Genomic DNA, 15273 nt, shown 5'->3' with positions numbered 1-15273 from the left:
TACTTACGAAAGTCCTCGCGGACTTTCTATCTGTGATTTATTTGCTAACTTTAGTGCTTGAACACGCAACGACATCATACACAAACACGTTGGCAACAAGCTGAAAAAAACCGAGAATGGAAACAAAATCAATCGAACAATTAGAAAAAGATATTTGGAAAAACCCTTCCGAATTTCCTACTGATTTGGTTGAAAAATGTTATCGTTATCGGAAAATCAGCATTGCGGAATTGACAAACGAACAGATAAGACTTCTGATTTCTCAACAAATCGGAACTGAATATCTAATTGGAATCGCACTCGAAAAACTCGAACGGAATATTTTGACCGAATGTGACTTTTACGAAGGCGATTTACTTGTCGCTGTTTCAAATTTACCGACTAAATTTTGGGATGAAAATCAATATGAATTTCAGATTTTTAAAAAGCTTGTGGAATTGAATTCGGAATTAATAAAAAATGAACTCGGAGAGAAAAAATTTGATAAAATAAAAAACGTTATTGAGAATGGGATATAAAAAAGTGTGTTTAGATTGTCGAAAAGCTTTCAACAGACCTGCAGATTTGGAAAAGGCTCATATCTCAATTTGTCCTCAATGCGAAAAACCAATGACTGAATTATATCATTTGTTTCAACCACCAAAACAAACTGATATTAAGAAATGGAATGTTGTTAAATTTTTAGTGGAAAATGGATTTAGATATTATCATATTTGGGAACAAACTTTGAAAGATGAGAGCGGAAAAATATATGGATATCAGAATTATGCTAAATATCCTGAATCTATGAAAGACGCAAAGGAATTTGTTAAATTATATAAAGAACAAGCAATAACGGAATAAAGCCAGTTGCCAACACCGTGTATAATTAATGGCTGGTTCTCGCCTACTTACGAAAATCCTCGCGGATTTTCTATTCGGTTTTTATTTGCTAAATTAGGTGCTTAAACACGCCACTAATCATACACAAACACGTTACCTGCAAGGCAAAAAAACGACACGACAATGAAAAGTCTAATTTTTACAGTATTATTTTTTCTTTCATACTTAACTGTTCTCGGACAAAATGGAATTAAGGATGGGAAACTGTTCTTACTGCAACAAGACCAGAAAACCATATCAATAAACTCATTTGAAAACAACGAAATAAAGCAAATAAAGACATTCGCAATTTCTAAAAAATCTATCTACACGACTGACCAAAAATCACGAGTTGTAGTGCTAGACACGGCAAAAAACAACATTTCTCTATTTGACCTCACGAATGAAATAGAAAATAAACTAAAAATTCCTTTTGACCTCAAGCCAAAGACAATACTGTTAAATGGTGAAAATCTTTTTATTGGTGGAGAAATGGTGAAAGAAATGCTAGTTCAATACAATTTACAAAGTAAACAATGGCATAAACTTCAAATACCAATTGAAGTAATGTTCCCTGGAAAAGCGATTGATGATTTAGTTGTTAATGATAGTTTACTCGTTGCAATTGACAATATTATTATGCCGAAGTATGTTTTGTTTTACAAATTGGGCTCAAAAGGCAAACTTGACTTATCACATTTCAAAGAGCTTAAATCAAATGGAGCTTACGAAAGTATTTATCAGGGACGCATAACTGATAACTATTTTGGTCTAATTTCAGGAACTTATAGTGGATATGTTGGAGCAACTGAACATATAACAGTATATGATGATCTAAATCTTAAAAATAGCTTTGCATTATCCTCAAATGAACAGAAAAAGGACTATCATACATTCACAGACTTTGTAATTATAGGTGACAAAATAGCAATAGCCAGTAAGGAAAAAGGATTTGGACTCTTTCAAATTAAAAACTCTTACTTCCAAGAATCTGATGAATATAGAAATAGTGGTTTCAATTCAACAGTGAATCTTTCAAAAATAAAGTATGAGAAAATTAAAAACGAGACGGTTATCAAAATAACGATTGTTCCTAACACTAATAAAATTGTCTTGACCATTGAAAATAAGAAAGGAAAAATTAGACACGAAATAAGAGAAATTTAAAAATCCCAGCAGGTAACAATGTATATAAAAAATAGGCGAAACAGTAATAGAATCAAGAGTTTTGGCTCGTATCAAACTTTATGCTTAACCGAAAGTTTCGTGCTTCGAAATCGCCTACTTTTCATATACTCACCGTTGCCAACAATTTGAAGACAATCAAGAACATATTTAAAATTTTATTACTTCTATTATCATTTCAGGCTTTTTCACAAAAGTTCGAAATGAAAATCGACTCTATTCTAAATCTTGAAATTGCTGAATTAAAAACAAGCGGAATAAAAGAAATTGGATACACAAAACTGACCTGCATAAATTATGGAGTTTCCTCAACTGCATATTTGCTCTGGAAAAAAGAAAATTCGACATTTATTCAAAAATTTAAAAACTCTGAATACGATAATAAATCGTTACAGAAATTCAAACCGATTAAACTTACGGACTCAACTTTTTTTAGTTTTTATAAAAAGAACAAAGAGAAATTAAATATTGAGAACGTTGAGCATTTTGAATACAAACCAGACTCAATTGTCGGAAATAAAACTTACTCAAGCAGAATAACAATTTCTCATTCTTGCTTTAGACATTTCGTAATAAAATCGGGCAAAGAAAATTTTGATAAGCAATTTGACTATTTTGATTTACAAGAGTTTGACCAAAAAAAAGTATATGCTTCTAAACGCAAATACACAAAAGAGGAAATTAAGAAATGGGAAGAAAGAGGCTGGGAAGGAATGGAATACGAAATAATTCACGAAAATTATCCTGAACGAAATTTAAACTTTGAGTTTAATAAAGAATCAAGGATTGTGGAATGGGACAAAATTATGACTGAATTTATTAAAGAATTAGAATCGGAAAATAAATTTGAATTAATAGAAACGGAATAAAAAACTGTTGGCAACAACGTGTATAATTAATTGCTTGGTTCAGGTCTACTCGGAATTTCCTTCGGAAATTCCTCTGGTTCGTCCACTTTTGCTAAATTAGTTGCTTAAACACGCAACTAACCATACACAAAACCGTTACCTGCCATATAACCACAAATGAAAATTACAGCTTTAACAATATACTTCTTCCTATTAACTAACTTCAGTTTCTCTCAAATAAAGAAAAAAGATTTGAACGGAATTTGGAAAACCAATACGGAGTTGTTTTCAAAAGCGGACACGATTAAATTTTATCCAAACATTAAAGATTGCCACCAAACTAAATGGACAATAGAAAAGAGAAAATTTAAGACTAACGAATTAAATATTTGTACAGAACCACCAAGAATCAGTGGAATTGTTGGAAAGGAGAAAATTAAGTTAAGAAAAACAGATTTCGGACAAGTAATCGAATATCATCAAAACGGAATTCTTGCCGACAAATTTAGAATCGTCGAATTAAAAGAACAAAATTCACAGGAACTGAAATTAATGCGATTTGACAAGCTATCTGAACAAAAGGTATATAAATATGTTGACTCTTTAGTTTTTAAAGTGTTGAACTACAATCCAGATAGTACAGCAAACAATTATGGAGTAAAAATTTCGGACTCTAATCCGAATGTGAAAATAAAAATACGAGATGGTGGAATTGGAAATCCAGAACCGCTTGTTGTGGTGAATGGACGACCATTACAAAATAGAGAACCATTGAAAGAATTACTACTTGTGGAAACTTATGCGATAAAATATCTGACTAAAGAACAATCTGCAAGTATTTACGGTTCGAGAGCAATAAATGGAGTTATATTACTATTGACATCTGAAAAAAGATTTAAAAAAATATGGAAAAAATACGGCAGGTAACAATGTATAACCGCAATTACGGCGGATTCGACTACGTCCGAATCCACTCGGAATTGCTAACGTCTGTGCTAAACCGAAAAATTTGCGTACTTTAACCCGTAACTGACGGTTATACGAGACCGTTATGCCTCACCCTAAAAGACAGAAACGACAATGAAAGAAAAAAGAAACAATATGAAGCCAACGCTTCTGCAAAATCAAAAGAGCTGCATCCCAACGCTCAAAACCAACGCTATGCAGCACATTTGCTTTTGCCCCAACGCACAAGAAAACAATTTTAAATTCTAATCATAAACAATTAAAAACAAGTAACATGTTCAAAAATCCATTTTCATTTGAAGGACGTATCAGAAGAACTGAATACGGTCTAAGTTTTATTATCTATGCTGTTGCAGCAGGAATTATTAATGTCATAGTAGAAGAAAGTCGAGGTGACGCAGCTTTTCTTATGATTGCTTACATACCATTACTTTGGTTTTTGTGGGCTCAAGGTGCAAAAAGATGTCATGATGTTGGAAACAGTGGATGGTGGCAACTTATACCTTTCTATGCTCTTTGGCTAATTTTTCAAGACGGACAGCCAGGTGTAAATCAATATGGAGAAAACCCAAAAGGCATTCAAGTTATGGGTGGACAAACGTATCAAGGAAGTTCCAACAATCCAACTCAAGGAAATTCTAATCCTCAAATAAATACAGGTTCCGGTTATCAAGGTGGTTATAGTGGTGGACATAATAATCCAAATACAAACTTCAATCAAGCAGGTCAGGAATCAAACCGTGACGGATACAAAGACGGAGATTTATACAATTAAAAGAAAGAAATATGCACGACATTAGAAATCTAACAATAAGCAGTACAAACCCTTGCTTGATTGTTTATCTTATTGACCAAAGTTATTCAATGAGTGAGCAATTTGGGAATGCTTCACACAGCAAAGCATTTGAGGTTGCAGAGGCAATAAACGACATTATTTATGAAGTGGGTTTAAGATGTATTGGTAGCGGTGGAGAACTTAAAAACAGGTTTGAAATTGCGATAATTGGTTATGGTAAAGAGAAAAACTCTGCTCAATCGGGTTGGGAAGGACAATTAGCAGGAAAATGGGTGGTCTCTATTAAAAATATTTTTGAATACCCATTAGGACAGCAAAACGATAAGCCAATTTGGATTAAACCCTATGCAGAGCAAAACACACCAATGACCAAGGCATTTGAGAATGCAAAAAGATTATGCAACGATTGGATAAATTGGGGAAACCACAGAGATTGTCACCCACCGATAATCATAAATATAACCGATGGAGAAGCAACTGATGCAGGTAGTAGTTTTGCCCCATTAATTAACGAAACTCAACAAATAAAACAGTTGAGAACTAACTATGGGAGTGTAAACATTTTAAACATTCATATTTCGTCTAAGGCAGGTGATAAAAGTTTATTCCCAAATGAGACACCTTCAATAGATAGATTTGGAAAACTACTTTTTGATATCTCCACGCCTCTTGACGAAAACATGATTAGAATCGCTTTGCAAAAAGGTTATCGAATTAATAATGGTGCAAAAGGTTATGTATTTAATGGTAATGCATCAGATTTAATCAATTTCTTAAACATTGGAACACCACAGTAATGAGTATTAAAATTTTACAACTTCATAAAAGAGCTTCCTATGAATACAAATATATTCAGGACAGATATGCTCTAAGTTCAGACAATAGTGTATTTGCATTAGCAGACGGGACTACACAAAGTTTCAATTCTGAATTATGGGCAGAAATTATCACAAAGGAGTTTGTTAATAATCCGAATTTTTTGCCTCAAAATTTAATTACAAAATTTAAAGAATCCGTTTCCGCATATAAAAATGCAAAGTTCGACTTTAGTCCAAACCCAGCAAAGGCTTCTTTGGAGAGGGCTAAACAGAGTAAAGGTGGTACAGCTACATTTATTGGAATAAGAATAAATGAAAGAAACAATATTGAAGTGATTTCTTGTGGTGACACAAACTTATTTCTTTTAAATTCCGAAAATAAAATTAAAACATTTCCATATTCTGATATTAATAGTCTTGATGCCAATAATCACTTTGTGAATACGGAAGTTCTTCTCCAAAATGGAATTGATGAAGCATTTTTCAAAAGCACATCATTATCGTATAGCCAAAGTGATACAATTATTTTAGCTACAGATGCATTAAGTCGCCTTATATTAAAAAAACCAGACACAATTAAAGACCTTTTAAGAATCCAGACATTTGAAAACTTACTCGATTTTTGTCTGAAAAAATGGGAAGCAAAAGAACTTGAGGAAGATGATATTTCAGCAATTATTATTACATCTGAAACTAATACAGACATCAAATTAATTTGTCCTCCAAATAAATTTGAATTCCCGAAGGAAAAAGAGGAGGAATTTATTCCAGCATCCTTGACAGAAAACAAACCAACAAAAAATTCAAATATGGAAATGAATGAAATAAGAAATCAATTTAATGGTGTAGCAAAAGATATGCACCATGTAAAATCAAAACTTAAACTTCATGAAATATTACTTATGGTAACAGTAAGTTTATTAATGGTAAATATGTTAATGATGTATTTGCTTCGCCCAAAAACAAATACGCCTATTCCAAATAAACAAAATACAGAAACTATAACCGAAGGAAAATATGAGAAAACAATTAAAGATTTACAATCAGAAATAAAAACACTTAAAAATAAAATTTCGGAAACAATAGTGCCTACAGAAAGTAAGGAGACGGTAAAAGAAACTGAAAATAATACTAAACCTATCACAAAAGATGAGGCAAAGAAAAGACAACAGGAATTAATTAAGGCGGGCTATAAATTAACTGATGATGGCATTTGGGGTGAGCAATCAGAGAAAGCTTGGCAAGAATATCAATCTAAGAAATCAAAAAAATAAGCTATGAATTATCCCAGTATTGGAGAGTATAATCAGGTAATTCAAAAAAGAGGTGGTAATTCTTTCAGGTCTCTAAATGGTATCAACCTAATTCCATCAAGAACTACCCCAATTAAGGTTTACCTATTTGGTTCGGGAGCATATGCAGCCGTATTTAAAGGTTCAATTAATGGGAGCACCTATGCTATTCGTTGTTTCCTCTCTGCTGAAAATGAAACAATAGAGCGATACAAAAGCATTTGTAAATACATTTCTCAATTGAATTCTTCATGGAAAACAGTGTGCGAATTTATTGATAGTGAAATTACAGTTAATGGCAAATCTTATCCAGTTTTAAAAATGGAATGGATTAACGGTGTTTTAATCAATGAATTTGTTTCACAAAACTTGTCAAATAATAATGTCTTATCAGAATTGCAAAATAAATTAGTTTCAATTTCTGATGATTTAGAAAAAAACAAAGTAGGTCATGGAGATTTACAATGTGGGAACATTGTTATTTCGGGCTATTCTTCAAATTTCCAAGTAAAACTTATTGATTATGATGGCATGTATGTTCCTGAACTTGCTTTTAAAAAGTCAATTGAGAAAGGGCGAAGTGAATTTCAGCACCCAAAAAGGACTTTAAATAATTTCAATCCAGAAATGGATAGATTTTCATTTTGGGTAATGCTAACAGCTTTGGAGGCACTAAAGATAGACAAGACTCTTTGGCGAGAGGTAATGCAAGGAGGTTTCAACACGCTTGACAATTTCCTCTTTACAATTCAAGATTTTTTGAATCCAAATCAATCTCCTCTATTTAACCGACTTTATAAACTTAACTCTTCAAACCTAAACTATTACTTAGATAAGTTAAAATGGTTTTGTAATAGTGAATATTCTGTTATTACTAAACCAGTATTATTTAATCAAGAAGTAGGAACAACAAATACAATTCCAACTGAACATCAAAGGTTCATTCCAAAAAATATCAATACAGAACCTACAGATAAAAAAGTTTCGAGTAATAAGTATAAAATAACTTCAAATTGTGGCTCTGCTTCAATATTGACTTCTACATTTCAGAGACTAGGATCAACGCCATTAGAACTTGACAAAAACACTTATGAGGGTAAAGTAATTATAGTTTCTAATGGCAAGGAGACTAAACGGATTACTCTAAACACACATCAAAATTTAATCGAAATAGAATTTAACTAACTGCCAAAGCATTTGGTGGCACATTTGCAAAATCGCTCAAGCCAACCCAAAAGCCAAGTTTTGCAAAAGAGCCACCAAGGTAACGCTCGACAGAAAACGATACGAAATGACAACAAAACAAACGAAAGGAAAAAGGGCGGAGGCATAACAATGTATATAAAAAATAGGCGAGATAGTAATAAAATCAAGGGTTCTGGCTCGCATCAAACTTTGTGCTGAACCGAAAGTTCAGTGCTTCGAAATCGCCTACTTTTCATATACTAAACGTTGTGGGCAATTTGAAAAAACCAACGAATGACGACTGAAAACAGAAAAACCAAATTATCAGCGTCTGAGATTATTGCAGTAATTTCAGCAGTCGGACTAATTGGTTGGATTATCACTGACTTTTTTGGCGGAATGATTATTTGGTTACTCTCTTATGGACTAATAATTATCCCAGTAATACTGCTTTATACTTTTTCAATTTTTGACACTATTATTTCATTAATCAGAAAAGGTAAGCAGACAAGTAAAATCAAACTGACTGCACACGGAATAGTGGTGTTCTCAATTTTTGCTTTTAATCTGTATCACTCTGAAATTTTCAAATCAGAGAAAATAATGACTGCTGTTCTAAAGGACGACCTTTATTATTACCGACTGATTTTAAGAAGGAATGGAAATGTCGAAAATCAAGCTAATGGAATGTTTGGGTTTTCGCAGACATTTTACGGTAAATACAAAATTGAAAATGATTTGATAATTTTTAGCGAGAAGCCATATGACAACGATTTTATTCCAGATACGCTTTTGATTGACAAAGAACAAGGTGCATTGTTTATGGAAAAGGATTCAAAAGGAAAATTTCGGACTGAAAAAGAATGGCTGAATCATTTTGAAATTGAAAAAAATGAATAAAAACTGCCCACAACAATGGGTATAAAACATAGGGTGGACAGTGCTTCCCGCAAGTTTCGGTTTCTTAGAAAGCTAGGTTTCGGGCGGACAGTTAAGAGCTTCGAAATGCCCTACGTTTCATACCCGAGACCGTTGGCAGCAAGTTAAAAAAAACGTGATAACACAAAAAGACAGAATACATTTTATAACTTTGAAAAAACATAAAAAACAAGAACAATGAAAAAATTAATTTTAGGATTATTATTAGGCGGAGTTTTTTTACTAAACTCTTGTGGCGAAAACAAGAATACTGATGTTGTAAATTCAGGAACATATCAAGGTGTGGCTGAAGAAGTCGAGCCAGGAGAAAAAGAAATTTATGTGAGAACCTCTGATGATAAATTAGTTGAACTCTATTTTACAGAAGAAACTAAACTAATGACCAGTGACGGACAAACTACCACTTTCGATGCCCTAAAGGAAAATGGTAAAGTTGAAATAACCGTTGAAAAACAAGGAAACAAAAACGTGCCTGTTTCTGTAAAAATTCTTAAATAATAAAATGATTGCTGAAATTCCTTCTTTTTGGAGAGAAGAAGTTTGGCATCCGCTATCTGTTCATTTACCAATCGTTACATTGCTATTAGCTTCATTAACTGCTATTATAAGTTTAATAGTAAAAAGTGAAGCTCAAAATTTGTTTTTAAAACAGACCACTTTTGTAATGTTGACGATTGGTGTTTTCAGCGGTTGGATTGCCATTTATACAGGAGAATTAGCTTACAGTATTGAAGTAAGAAAAATTTGCGACCCAAAAGTTTTGCAAGAACACCAATGGTGGGCTTATGCGACTTTAATCGTTTATTCAGCGGCTTTCTTACTTCAAATAAGTTTAAAATTCATTGAATCCAGATTTTCCAATTTAATCAAGACTGTAAATCGGGTTTTATTAATCGTGGCTCTTTTCGGTCTTTTTTACACAGGTCATTTAGGTGCTTCATTAGTTTATCAACAAGGCGCGGGAACTTACAAGCCTTCTGCGAACTGTTCTGAATTTGTTAAGTAAAGATGGAAGAATCAAACGAGTCGTCCGCGATAAAAGCAACCTATTTTAGCATTATTGGAAATACATTATTGGCTGCCATAAAGTTGATATCGGGATTTCTTGGTAACTCGTATGCCTTAATAGCAGATGGAATTGAATCCACAGCGGATATATTTTCATCGTTTTTTGTGCTATTAGGATTCAAATATGCTCAACGACCGCCTGATGAAAATCACCCTTATGGACATTCTCGTATAGAACCATTAATTACTTTTTTAGTAGTTGCTTTTTTAGTTACTTCCGCCACAGTTATTGCTTATGAAAGTATTATAAATATCAGAACGCCTCACAAAGTCCCCGAAGCGTGGACATTGATTGTTTTGGCATTAATCATAATTTGGAAAGAAGCATCTTATCGTTATGTTTTAAATAAGAGCAACAAAACAAAGAGTTCTTCCCTTAAAGCAGACGCTTGGCATCATAGAAGCGATGCAATAACTTCCGTAACTGCATTCATTGGAATTTCCATTGCGCTTGTTTTTGGAAAGGGATATGAAACCGCAGACGATTGGGCAGCATTATTTGCTTCCGTTTTCATTTTATACAATGCTTACCTTATTTTTAGACCAGCGCTTGGGGAAATTATGGATGAACATCGTTATGATGATTTGGTAAAGGAAATTCGTAAAATCTCGATGACCGTTGATGGAATAAAAGGAACTGAAAAATGCTACGTTCGCAAAGCAGGAATGAAATATCTTATAGAACTTCACGCCATTGTAAACGGAAAAATCACAGTAGAAGAAGGACATCTTTTAGCACATAAACTACAAGATAAAATTCAGAAAGAAATTCCTGAAATTTCGCATATTACAACACATATAGAGCCTGAAAATAAAAAACCAGCTGCCAACATTGTATAAGCGTAATGCGGACTAAAGTGCTAAATTTGAACTTATAAACTATTAACAAACTTATCGGTAAAATGGGAAGTGTCGGCTTCGTAATCCCGCACTACGCTTATACTTGACCGTTGTGCCACATTGAAAACAAAATTATGAGAATACTTTTACCATTAGTGCTTTTAACAATTTTCGGTTGCGCCAGCGAACAAAAAAACGACTGTAATTATATCGAAGATTATTTCCCAACAGTTTACAAAGCAGATTTAGAATTTGATTTAGAAAATTATGAAAAAGCATTTGAATTGTACCAAGATGTTTTTAGTGTTTGTGATGCAAAAAACACACTTGGTTTAAATGAAATTGGAGATTTTACAGAAAGTTCGGCTATTCTTGGAAAATTTGACATTACATACGAATATGCTAAAGAACAAATTCTTAATGGTGTTGAGTTATCAAGATTTCAAAACAATGAGAGTTTTAATGAATTCTGGTCTTCAAAATATGGCGAGAAACTTACAGCGGAATATGATAAATTACGATTAGAATTTACTCAAAATGCCGATTTTGATTTACGTGACGAACTGGTTTCAATGCGAAGTGCAGACCAAATGTATCGTGGCGGAAATGGAAAATCCGATTGGACAAAACAAGATAGCATTGACCAAATCCACGAAAAAAGACTAATTGAAATTTTTGAAACTATAGGTTATCCAACATCCAAAACCGTCGGGCCAAATACGATGGATTATCCAGTTGATGTAGGATTATTTTTATTGCACACAGATGACAGTATCCGAATGAACTATTTTGTTCCAAAAGTTACGGAGTTTGTAAAAAATGGTTCCGCACCACCAAGAGCAGTTGGAACTATGGTAGACCAATTTCATTTATACAATGATGAACCTCAAATTTATGGGACTTATGGAGCGCAAGGTGGTGGATATGCAAATATGATTGATGACCTTAAAAAAGTTGATAGCAATAGAATTTCGATTGGCTTACAACCGTTAGAATTGAAACAGAAAAAAGATAGTTTAAGAAAAATAAAATACGGATTTTGAAGCGCAGAACAACGTGGCACAACAACGTATATAATCCATTGCTAGTACTGGCTTACTTACGAAAATCCTCGCGGATTTTCTATCTGGTTTTTATTTGCTAACTTTCGTGCTAACACACGCAACGTATCATATACAAAACCGTTGTGCAACATATAAAACGACAGTAGAAAACGAATGAAAATTTACGGAAAATGTAAAAATTGCCAAAACGAAATTCAATATTCAACGAGTGCAAACACAAGAGTTGAGTTTGCAATGCAAGATGGAGAAAATAAAACTCTGAATTGTAAAAATTGCGGAATAAAAACGGAATTTCACGTTGACGAATTATTTACAAAAGAATCGAAAATTGCTCAAATTGGAGCTGGATTGATTTTTTTTATTGGAACACCTTTAATGTTTTTGTTTGTAAATCCAATTTTTACTGGAAGTCGGAATCATTATGTAATATATATTGTTGGCGGATTTTTACTTGTTCCTATAATTGCATACGGAATTATAAAAAAGCAAGACCAAACAAGAATGAATTCTTTTAATAGAAGAAAACTAAAAGGGAGAATTCATAACATTTAATATTTTGAAACCAATTTTATTTTACATCATTGTCTCAATTTTATTTTTATTAATTCCTCTATCTGGAGTTGGACTTTTAGGAACAATGGTAACTGACAAATATCAAGTTGAACACGCAAGAATATTTTTAGATATAGATTCAAAAAAACTGACTGAAAAAGAAATTCAGAAAAAATCTAAAGAAATTGATAATTTAGAGAAAAGTGTTAAAAGTGTTAATCGACAACAAATATTAATGTTTGGAATTGCGACAATTGGACTGATCTCTGGAATAACATTATTGAGAAATAAAAAGAGAATAATAAAAAATACGTTGCACAACACTGTATATAGCTCATAGCTAAGCAGTTGTTTAATCCAAAGATTGGGCGTTTTTGGAAAGTCGCCAAATTTTTAAATTTGACAACTTTCCAATAAAAAAGATAAGTAGTAAATTTAAAATTTGGCTTGTTCTTAAACCGAAAAATAATCGCTAATTTAGAAGCTACGAGCCATATACAAAACCGTTGGGCTTAATTTGAATGAAACACATTTTCAGAACATATAATTCGCTAAATGCAACTGTATTTGACCTCTTAAGTGGAGATACAGAAGTAAAACAGACAACAGCATTTGCATATCTACTTTCTAAAGACAAGAAAACTCTTCAAGATTTTTTCAACTTAGAAGAAATCCAGAGAATTCTCGGTAAATTAAAGCTCGAAAATTTCAGTAAAGTAATTGTCCATTCTGAATTAATATCGTCAAATAAAAAACGAGCCGATATTGTAATTCAATTATTTCAAAATAAAAAACCTAAAACTGCTCTGATTATTGAAGCTAAAAGTGTCAAAATAAACAGTTCTGCTAAACAGATTGTCAAGCAAATCTCGGGTTACATAAAACCTAATGAATTTTCTGAATTAAATGATTTTGATATTTATGGTTGTTCACTCACTAAGAACGACCTAATAATGAATAATCCTAAAATCACAGCTATTTCTTGGAGTAGCATATTTGAGATGCTGAATGGAAAGAGTGGTTTGGCAAAAGAATTTTTAGAGTTCATATCTAACATAAAAGGAACAATGAAATTTTACGAGAAAGAAGTTTTTTCAATACCGGCAGGAAATAGCCATAAATATCAATACGATTATCCTAACATTTACGAATGCCCAAATGAAGGATCTCGATATACTTCAATGAAGAAGCCGTTATTTATGGCATTTAGAAAGAGACTTGGAATTATGGAAAAGATATTTGGTGTGGATGACATTATTATTATGAACCCGAAAACTGACTTTCAATCATTTTTAAAGAACAATGTATATTCGGACGAAGTGAAAAAAAGGGTGACGGATTACTGCAACGACCTGTGGGGAGAAGAAAACTATGATGACAACGAAAAGCAGTTTTTCATTCTATCTCAATCAAATCAAATAGAACTGAAACATAAACCAAGACCCAAAAGGAACAACGCATTTAGAGCCTATTATAAACTATCGGAACTCTTAAATGCGGATAAAAAGATTGTAGAAACAGAAAAAAACTAAGCCCAACAGCACCTAAGAAAACATGGGGCGGACAGCGGTTTCCGCAAGGTTCGTTCTTCGTGGCTACCTTTGTCGCAGGCGGACAGGAAAGTGCTTTGAAAAGCCCCACGTTTCTTAGCTGCAAAACGTTGCCAGCAATTTTGAACAACTGATTTTTTACTTTTTAAGATTGATAAAAAAAGGCCTTTCCGGTTTCCCCAGGTTGGTTTTTACCCACCGGCCGTGGGGCACGCGTGAGGCATTTATGACGGTGGACAATTTTTAGGATTAGGAAATAAAACCGCTGGCTCTGGAAAACTCCTCTTGCCTGGGCTCCTGAGGAAAGTGAATTAGGGTTTGGGCTTTATAGCCGGCTAATGGTGGGAAAACTGCTGGCAACAATGTATAAGCGCAATAAGGGTTTTCCGTTAAAATTGCGCATTTTTGTTACAAAGAACTTTTGCGGTATCCAGACAGTGAACTGCTCTGAAATCCCTTACTGCGCTTATACTTCACCGTTGTAGCCAATGCAAAAAAACGAGAACGTGAATGGAAAAAACAACATTTGAAATTACCAAGATGGACTGTCCTTCGGAAGAAAACCTAATCCGAATGAAATTGGATGGAATTTCAAGTATCAAAAATTTAGACTTTGACATTTCCAACAGAAGACTGACCATTTTCCACAGCGGACAAATTGACCAAATCGAAAAATCAATTCTCGAACTGAATTTAGGCGGACAAAAACTAACAACTGAGAAAACTGACCAAACAGAGTTTAAAGAGAATTCAAATCAGAAAAAACTTCTTTGGACAGTTCTTGTCATCAACTTTGCTTTTTTCGTAATCGAAATGACGACTGGACTTATTTCCAAATCAATGGGACTGGTTGCCGACAGCTTGGATATGCTTGCCGACTCGTTCGTTTATGGAATTAGCCTTTTTGCAGTTGGAGGAACCCTAATAAGAAAAAAACGGATTGCAAAAATTGCGGGATATTTTCAGATTACTCTTGCAATTATTGGATTTGCAGAAGTATTGAGACGATTTTTCGGAGCGGAAAAACTTCCCGATTTTACAACAATGATTTTCGTTTCCATTTTAGCGTTAATTGCAAACGGAATTTGCTTGTATTTACTTCAAAAATCAAAAAGCAAAGAAGAGGCTCATATGAAAGCAAGTATGATTTTCACCTCAAATGACGTAATTATCAATTTGGGAGTTATTACAGCCGGACTTTTGGTCAATTGGCTAAATTCAAATAAACCTGACCTTATTATCGGAACAATAGTTTTCGTTTTGGTAATTCAAGGAGCGGTACGAATATTAAAACTTGGAAAATAAAGAA

18 protein-coding genes are annotated in these 15273 nt (G+C 33.3%); all 18 read left to right on the top strand.

Features of this window, described 5'->3' with window-relative positions; all coding sequences use genetic code 11:
* Nucleotides 1-116: 116 nt before the first annotated feature.
* The 18 genes from QPK98_RS10025 to QPK98_RS09940 all read left to right on the top strand — a co-directional run bounded on the left by QPK98_RS10025 (nucleotide 117) and on the right by QPK98_RS09940 (nucleotide 15269).
* Nucleotides 117-518: a contact-dependent growth inhibition system immunity protein gene (locus QPK98_RS10025; protein ID WP_310993147.1), complete on the top strand. Its 402-nt coding sequence runs from the start codon at nucleotides 117-119 to the stop codon at nucleotides 516-518.
* Complete coding sequence (locus tag QPK98_RS10020) at nucleotides 508-843, top strand: hypothetical protein (protein ID WP_310993145.1); 336 nt, start codon at nucleotides 508-510, stop codon at nucleotides 841-843. The genes QPK98_RS10025 and QPK98_RS10020 overlap by 11 nt, the downstream gene beginning before the upstream one ends.
* Before the next feature lie 162 nt (nucleotides 844-1005).
* Nucleotides 1006-2028, top strand: coding sequence for a hypothetical protein (locus tag QPK98_RS10015; protein ID WP_310993143.1), 1023 nt, complete (start codon nucleotides 1006-1008; stop codon nucleotides 2026-2028).
* Between the two features lie 221 nt (nucleotides 2029-2249).
* On the top strand, nucleotides 2250-2915 hold the full coding sequence (locus QPK98_RS10010; protein WP_310993141.1) for a hypothetical protein: 666 nt from the start codon (nucleotides 2250-2252) through the stop codon (nucleotides 2913-2915).
* 156 nt (nucleotides 2916-3071) lie between these two features.
* The gene (locus QPK98_RS10005) at nucleotides 3072-3821 is read left to right on the top strand and encodes a Plug domain-containing protein (protein ID WP_310993139.1); all 750 of its coding nucleotides are present in this window, start codon (nucleotides 3072-3074) and stop codon (nucleotides 3819-3821) included.
* Between the two features lie 313 nt (nucleotides 3822-4134).
* The gene (locus QPK98_RS10000) at nucleotides 4135-4635 is read left to right on the top strand and encodes a DUF805 domain-containing protein (protein ID WP_310993137.1); all 501 of its coding nucleotides are present in this window, start codon (nucleotides 4135-4137) and stop codon (nucleotides 4633-4635) included.
* An 11-nt stretch (nucleotides 4636-4646) separates the two neighbouring features.
* Nucleotides 4647-5453 carry a vWA domain-containing protein gene (locus tag QPK98_RS09995; RefSeq protein ID WP_310993136.1) on the top strand — a complete coding sequence of 269 codons (807 nt, stop codon included), beginning with the start codon at nucleotides 4647-4649 and terminating at the stop codon, nucleotides 5451-5453.
* Entirely contained in the window at nucleotides 5453-6748 is a 1296-nt protein-coding gene (locus tag QPK98_RS09990) for a hypothetical protein (RefSeq protein WP_310993135.1), read from the top strand. Before QPK98_RS09995 ends, QPK98_RS09990 begins: the two co-directional genes overlap by 1 nt.
* Before the next feature lie 3 nt (nucleotides 6749-6751).
* Nucleotides 6752-7951 (top strand): protein kinase family protein, encoded by a 1200-nt coding sequence (locus tag QPK98_RS09985; RefSeq protein ID WP_310993133.1) that lies wholly within the window; start codon nucleotides 6752-6754, stop codon nucleotides 7949-7951.
* Nucleotides 7952-8245: 294 nt separating this feature from the next.
* Nucleotides 8246-8851 carry a hypothetical protein gene (locus QPK98_RS09980; protein ID WP_310993132.1) on the top strand — a complete coding sequence of 202 codons (606 nt, stop codon included), beginning with the start codon at nucleotides 8246-8248 and terminating at the stop codon, nucleotides 8849-8851.
* Between the two features lie 216 nt (nucleotides 8852-9067).
* Nucleotides 9068-9388: a hypothetical protein gene (locus QPK98_RS09975; protein ID WP_310993131.1), complete on the top strand. Its 321-nt coding sequence runs from the start codon at nucleotides 9068-9070 to the stop codon at nucleotides 9386-9388.
* Nucleotides 9389-9392: 4 nt separating this feature from the next.
* The gene (locus tag QPK98_RS09970) at nucleotides 9393-9896 is read left to right on the top strand and encodes a DUF2231 domain-containing protein (protein WP_310993130.1); all 504 of its coding nucleotides are present in this window, start codon (nucleotides 9393-9395) and stop codon (nucleotides 9894-9896) included.
* Between the two features lie 2 nt (nucleotides 9897-9898).
* Nucleotides 9899-10798: a cation diffusion facilitator family transporter gene (locus tag QPK98_RS09965; protein ID WP_310993129.1), complete on the top strand. Its 900-nt coding sequence runs from the start codon at nucleotides 9899-9901 to the stop codon at nucleotides 10796-10798.
* Between the two features lie 134 nt (nucleotides 10799-10932).
* Nucleotides 10933-11841: a hypothetical protein gene (locus QPK98_RS09960; RefSeq protein ID WP_310993128.1), complete on the top strand. Its 909-nt coding sequence runs from the start codon at nucleotides 10933-10935 to the stop codon at nucleotides 11839-11841.
* A gap of 174 nt (nucleotides 11842-12015) precedes the next feature.
* Nucleotides 12016-12414 (top strand): hypothetical protein, encoded by a 399-nt coding sequence (locus QPK98_RS09955; RefSeq protein ID WP_310993127.1) that lies wholly within the window; start codon nucleotides 12016-12018, stop codon nucleotides 12412-12414.
* A 4-nt stretch (nucleotides 12415-12418) separates the two neighbouring features.
* Nucleotides 12419-12754 carry a hypothetical protein gene (locus QPK98_RS09950; protein ID WP_310993126.1) on the top strand — a complete coding sequence of 112 codons (336 nt, stop codon included), beginning with the start codon at nucleotides 12419-12421 and terminating at the stop codon, nucleotides 12752-12754.
* A 181-nt stretch (nucleotides 12755-12935) separates the two neighbouring features.
* Nucleotides 12936-13946, top strand: coding sequence for a hypothetical protein (locus QPK98_RS09945; protein ID WP_310993125.1), 1011 nt, complete (start codon nucleotides 12936-12938; stop codon nucleotides 13944-13946).
* Nucleotides 13947-14474: 528 nt separating this feature from the next.
* The gene (locus QPK98_RS09940; protein ID WP_268225853.1) at nucleotides 14475-15269 is read left to right on the top strand and encodes a cation efflux transmembrane domain-containing protein; all 795 of its coding nucleotides are present in this window, start codon (nucleotides 14475-14477) and stop codon (nucleotides 15267-15269) included.
* Nucleotides 15270-15273 lie beyond the last annotated feature (4 nt).

Origin of the sequence: Aequorivita marina (assembly GCF_031631895.2) — a bacterium.
Lineage (GTDB): Bacteria > Bacteroidota > Bacteroidia > Flavobacteriales > Flavobacteriaceae > Aequorivita > Aequorivita marina.
Note: the sequence above shows the minus strand (reverse complement) of the source record. Positions and strands in the feature narration are given on the sequence as shown.

Bases quoted from the DNA above. Each gene is read 5' to 3' on its own strand.
- QPK98_RS09975 (WP_310993131.1), top strand. From the start codon at position 9,068: ATGAAAAAATTAATTTTAGGATTATTATTAGGCGGAGTTTTTTTACTA.
- QPK98_RS09980 (WP_310993132.1), top strand. From the start codon at position 8,246: ATGACGACTGAAAACAGAAAAACCAAATTATCAGCGTCTGAGATTATT.
- QPK98_RS09970 (WP_310993130.1), top strand. From the start codon at position 9,393: ATGATTGCTGAAATTCCTTCTTTTTGGAGAGAAGAAGTTTGGCATCCG.
- QPK98_RS09940 (WP_268225853.1), top strand. From the start codon at position 14,475: ATGGAAAAAACAACATTTGAAATTACCAAGATGGACTGTCCTTCGGAA.
- QPK98_RS10020 (WP_310993145.1), top strand. From the start codon at position 508: ATGGGATATAAAAAAGTGTGTTTAGATTGTCGAAAAGCTTTCAACAGA.
- QPK98_RS09990 (WP_310993135.1), top strand. From the start codon at position 5,453: ATGAGTATTAAAATTTTACAACTTCATAAAAGAGCTTCCTATGAATAC.
- QPK98_RS10010 (WP_310993141.1), top strand. From the start codon at position 2,250: ATGAAAATCGACTCTATTCTAAATCTTGAAATTGCTGAATTAAAAACA.
- QPK98_RS09995 (WP_310993136.1), top strand. From the start codon at position 4,647: ATGCACGACATTAGAAATCTAACAATAAGCAGTACAAACCCTTGCTTG.
- QPK98_RS09945 (WP_310993125.1), top strand. From the start codon at position 12,936: ATGAAACACATTTTCAGAACATATAATTCGCTAAATGCAACTGTATTT.
- QPK98_RS09960 (WP_310993128.1), top strand. From the start codon at position 10,933: ATGAGAATACTTTTACCATTAGTGCTTTTAACAATTTTCGGTTGCGCC.
- QPK98_RS09965 (WP_310993129.1), top strand. From the start codon at position 9,899: ATGGAAGAATCAAACGAGTCGTCCGCGATAAAAGCAACCTATTTTAGC.
- QPK98_RS10005 (WP_310993139.1), top strand. From the start codon at position 3,072: ATGAAAATTACAGCTTTAACAATATACTTCTTCCTATTAACTAACTTC.
- QPK98_RS09955 (WP_310993127.1), top strand. From the start codon at position 12,016: ATGAAAATTTACGGAAAATGTAAAAATTGCCAAAACGAAATTCAATAT.
- QPK98_RS09985 (WP_310993133.1), top strand. From the start codon at position 6,752: ATGAATTATCCCAGTATTGGAGAGTATAATCAGGTAATTCAAAAAAGA.
- QPK98_RS10015 (WP_310993143.1), top strand. From the start codon at position 1,006: ATGAAAAGTCTAATTTTTACAGTATTATTTTTTCTTTCATACTTAACT.
- QPK98_RS10025 (WP_310993147.1), top strand. From the start codon at position 117: ATGGAAACAAAATCAATCGAACAATTAGAAAAAGATATTTGGAAAAAC.
- QPK98_RS10000 (WP_310993137.1), top strand. From the start codon at position 4,135: ATGTTCAAAAATCCATTTTCATTTGAAGGACGTATCAGAAGAACTGAA.